This is a genomic window from Streptomyces sp. NPDC056347 (assembly GCF_042262625.1).
Taxonomy (GTDB): Bacteria; Actinomycetota; Actinomycetes; order Streptomycetales; family Streptomycetaceae; genus Streptomyces.
In genome coordinates, this window is the sequence record NZ_JBHJQP010000296.1 from 1 (window position 1) to 4,554 (window position 4,554).

Below are 4,554 nucleotides of genomic sequence, written 5' to 3' on the forward strand. Positions count from 1 at the left end.
GGCGGCCGCACACGCATGACGCGTGTCCGGCCGCGATGCGGATACGGGCCCGGGATCAGCCGGTGACCTCGACGGCGGCGAGGTTCTTCTTGCCCCGGCGCAGCACCAGCCAGCGCCCGTGCAGCAGCTCCTCACGGGCCGGAGCGGTCTCACCGTCGGCGACCTTGACGTTGTTCACGTACGCGCCGCCCTCCTTCACCGTGCGGCGGGCACCCGACTTGCTCGGCGCCAGACCGACCTCCACCAGGAGGTCCACCAGCGGACCGAGCTCGGCGACCCGTGCGTGCGGCACCTCGGACAGGGCGGCGGCCAGCGTCGCCTCGTCCAGCTCCCCGAGCTCGCCCTGGCCGAACAGGGCCTTCGACGCCGCGATGACCGCCGCGCACTGGTCCGCGCCGTGCACCAGGGTCGTCAGCTCCTCGGCCAGCGCACGCTGCGCCGTCCGGGCCTGCGGGCGCTCCTCGGTGACCTTCTCCAGCTCCTCCAGCTCCGCAGGGGTACGGAAGCTGAGAATCCGCATGTACCGGGAGACGTCCCGGTCGTCCACGTTCAGCCAGAACTGGTAGAACGCGTACGGCGTGGTCATCGTCGGGTCGAGCCAGACGGCCCCGCCCTCGGTCTTGCCGAACTTCGTCCCGTCCGCCTTCGTCATCAGCGGTGTCGCCAGCGCGTGCACCTCGGCGCCCGGCTCCAGGCGGTGGATCAGGTCGAGACCCGCGGTGAGGTTGCCCCACTGGTCGCTGCCGCCCTGCTGGAGGGTGCAGCCGTAACGCCGGTACAGCTCCAGGAAGTCCATGCTCTGGAGCAGCTGGTAGCTGAACTCGGTGTAGCTGATGCCCTCGTCGGACTCCAGGCGGCGGGCGATGGACTCCTTCGTCAGCATCTTGTTGACGCGGAAGTGCTTGCCGATGTCCCGGAGGAACTCGATCGCGGAGAGCCCCGCGGTCCAGTCCAGGTTGTTCACCATGACCGCGGCGTTCTCGCCCTCGAAGGACAGGAACGGCTCGATCTGGGCCCGCAGCCGCGCCACCCAGGCGGCGACCGTCTCCGGGTCGTTCAGCGTGCGCTCGGCGGTCGGCCGCGGGTCACCGATCTGACCGGTCGCGCCGCCCACCAGGGCCAGCGGGCGCAGACCGGCTTGCTGGAGCCGGCGCATGGTGAGCACCTGCACCAGATGGCCGACGTGCAGACTGGCCGCGGTGGGGTCGTAGCCGCAATAGAACGTGACGGGACCGTCCGCGAGAGCCTTGCGCAGTGCGTCCTCATCAGTGGACTGGGCGAACAGCCCGCGCCACTTCAGCTCATCGACGATGTCCGTCACGGTCGTGTATCTCCTTCTTTACGGCACTGGATCGCATCGCGATGTTGCAACACCACGATGCAACATCTCAGTCTAGGCGGGTCACACGCCGGGGCTCACCGAGCTCATGTTGAAGTCGGGGATCCGCAGCGCGGGCATCGCCGCCCGAGTGAACCAGTCGCCCCACTCGCGCGGCAACGTCCTTTCGGTGCGGCCCGCCTCCGAGGCCCGCGCCAGCAGGTCCACCGGCGACTCGTTGAACCGGAAGTTGTTCACCTCGCCGACGACCTCGCCGTCCTCGACCAGATACACCCCGTCGCGGGTCAGCCCGGTCAGCAGCAGCGTGGCCGGATCGACCTCCCGGATGTACCAGAGGCAGGTCAGCAGCAGCCCGCGCCCGGTCGTCGACGCCACCATCTCGTCCAGGGACCGCTCGCCGCCGCCCTCCAGCACCAGATTGTCGATGGCCGGGGCGACCGGCTGGCCGGTCAGCGCCGCCGTGTGCCGGGTCGTGGTCAGACGCTCCAGCCGGCCGTCGCGCACCCAGTCGGTCGGCGCCAGCGGCAGCCCGTTGTCGAAGACGGAGGCACCGTCCCCGGAGGCGTGGGCGATCACGAACGGCGCCGACTCCAGCCCCGGGGCGTACGGGTCGCTGCGCAGCGTGAGGGGCAGCCCGGACAGCTGCTCGCCGATCCGGGTCCCGCCGCCCGGCCGGGAGAAGACCGTCCGGCCCTCCGCGGCGTCCCGCGCGGTCGACGACCACATCTGGTAGATCAGCAGGTCGGCGACGGCCGTCGGCGGGAGCAGCGTCTCGTACCGCCCGGCGGGCAGCTCGATGCGACGCTCCGCCCAGCGCAGCCGCTGCGCCAGCTCCGCGTCGAGCGCGGCCGGATCGACGTCCTTGAAGTCGCGCGTCGAACGGCCCGCCCAGGACGAACGGGTGCGGTCGGGGGACTTGGCGTTCAGCTCCAGCGTCCCGGTCGGCTGGTCGTGGCGCAGCCGCAGCCCCGTCGACGTGCCGAGGTACGTGGAGGTCATCATGTGGTGGGCGAAGCCGTACAGCTCACGGCCGCCGGAGCGGGCGCGCGCGAAGGCGTCGCCGAGCGCCGGGGCGAAGTCCGCGAACACCTCCGAGCCGGTCTCCGCCGGCGCGTCCGTGAAGTCCGGAGACCCGGGCACCCCGGTGACCAGCGGCTGCGCGTCCTCCGCCGGAGAGGCCCCGCGCGCCGCGGCCTCGGCCGCCCGCACCAGCGGCTCCAGGTCGTCGGCGGTGACCGCGGACCTGGACACCACCCCGGACGCGGTGCCCTGAGCGCCGTCGACGGTCGCGACGACCGTGAGGGTCCGGCCCCGCGTCACCCCGTTCGTGGTGAGGGCGTTGCCCGCCCAGCGCAGGTTCGCCGACGACTCCTCGTCGGCGATGACCACGCAGCCGTCGGCGGTGGACAGTTCGAGCGCCCGCTCGACGATCTCGTGCGGCTTGCTGACGCGGCTCATCGTCCGGCCTCCTGCGTCGTGTCGGGACTGTGCTTTCCCGGGGTACGACCCCCGGACCCCCAGCCGGTCCTGTGGTGACCGCTCATCGTCCGGCCTCCTGCGTCGTGTTGAGGATGTTCACGCCCCGGAAGAGGGCGGAGGGGCAGCCGTGCGAGACGGCCGCGACCTGCCCCGGCTGGGCCTTGCCACAGTTGAAGGCGCCGCCCAGGACGTAGGTCTGCGGGCCGCCGACCTTCTCCATCGAGCCCCAGAAGTCCGTCGTCGTCGCCTGGTACGCGACATCGCGCAGCTGACCGGCGAGCCGCCCGTTCTCGATCCGGAAGAACCGCTGACCGGTAAATTGAAAGTTGTACCTCTGCATATCGATCGACCAGGAGCGGTCGCCGACCACGTAGATCCCGCGCTCCACCCCGCCAATCAGGTCCTCCGTGGACAGCCCGCCGGGCTCTGGGCGCAGCGACACGTTCGCCATCCGCTGCACGGGGACGTGGCCGGGGGAGTCCGCGTACGCGCAGCCGTTGGAACGGCCGAGACCGGTCAGCTTCGCGATCCGCCGGTCCAGCTGGTACCCGACCAGCGTCCCGTTCCTGACCAGGTCCCAGGACTGCGCCTCGACGCCCTCGTCGTCGTACCCGATGGTCGCCAGGCCGTGCTCGGCGGTGCGGTCGCCCGTCACGTTCATCACGGGGGAGCCGTACGCCAGCTTCCCCAGCTGGTCGAAGGTGGCGAACGAGGTCCCGGCATACGCCGCCTCGTACCCCAGCGCCCGGTCCAGCTCGGTGGCGTGGCCGATCGACTCGTGGATGGTCAGCCAGAGGTTGGACGGGTCGACCACCAGGTCGTACGTCCCCGCCTCCACGCTCGGGGCGCGCATCTTCTCGGCCAGCAGCCCGGGAATCCGCTCCAGCTCGCCGTCCCAGTCCCAGCCGGTCCCGGTCAGGTACTCCCAGCCGCGGCCCACCGGCGGGGCGATCGTCCGCATCGAGTCGAACTCGCCGCTCGCCCCGTCCACGGCCACCGCGGTGAACTCCGGATGCAGCCGGACCCGCTGCTGGGTGGTCACGGTCCCGGCGGTGTCGGCGTAGAACTTGTTCTCGTGGACGGTGGTCAGCGAGGCGTCCACATGCGCGACACCCTCCGCCGCCAGCAGCCGGGAACTCCACTCGGCGAGCAGCCCCGCCTTCTCCTCGTCCGGCACCTCGAACGGGTCGATGTCGTACGCCGAGACCCAGGTCCGCTCGCCGTGCACCGGCTCGTCCGCCAGCTCGACCCGCTCGTCGGAACCGGCCGCCGCGATCACCTTGGCCGACAGCTTCGCCATGGCGACGGCCTGCGAGGCCACCTTCGCCGCGGCGTCCATCGTCAGATCCACCCCGGAAGCGAAGCCCCAGGCCCCGCCGTGCACCACCCGTACCGCGTAGCCGAGGTCGGTGGTGTCCGAGGACGCGGCGGGGCGGGCGTCCCGCAGCCGCCAGGAGGCGCTGCGCACCCGCTCCATACGGAAGTCGGCATGCTCGGCGCCCAGCGCCCGCGCGCGGGCGAGCGCCGCGTCGGCGAGGGCCCGCAACGGCAGGGCCAGGAACGACTGATCTACCTCATGGGGCACGGCGGATTCCCTTCTCGATGCACCACGGAAGTGAATCACGCCGGAGGGTGACCGCACCCGGCATCGGCCGGACAGCTTCCCGCGGGGCGGCGCGCCGCCCCGCGGGGCCGCGCACAGTAGGAAACCCACACAGCCCCGCGGGAGGCGCGGT

The 4,554-nt window shown here is 71.7% G+C and carries 3 protein-coding genes; all 3 read right to left on the bottom strand.

Translation table 11 applies throughout. The features are described 5' to 3' along the window. Positions 1-55: 55 nt before the first annotated feature. Entirely contained in the window at positions 56-1,321 is a 1,266-nt protein-coding gene (gene tyrS / locus ACFCV8_RS35465; RefSeq protein ID WP_376689666.1) for a tyrosine--tRNA ligase, read from the bottom strand. An 81-nt stretch (positions 1,322-1,402) separates the two neighbouring features. Beyond that, positions 1,403-2,797, bottom strand: coding sequence for a metallopeptidase TldD-related protein (locus ACFCV8_RS35470; protein ID WP_376689668.1), 1,395 nt, complete (start codon positions 2,795-2,797; stop codon positions 1,403-1,405). A gap of 82 nt (positions 2,798-2,879) precedes the next feature. After that, a complete protein-coding gene (locus ACFCV8_RS35475) occupies positions 2,880-4,403 on the bottom strand; it encodes a TldD/PmbA family protein (RefSeq protein ID WP_376689669.1) in 1,524 nt (507 codons plus the stop codon). Positions 4,404-4,554 lie beyond the last annotated feature (151 nt).

What these genes read in the sequence shown, in the direction of transcription:
- ACFCV8_RS35470 (WP_376689668.1), bottom strand. Translation starts at nt 2,797, where the DNA reads ATGAGCCGCGTCAGCAAGCCGCACGAGATCGTCGAGCGGGCGCTCGAA.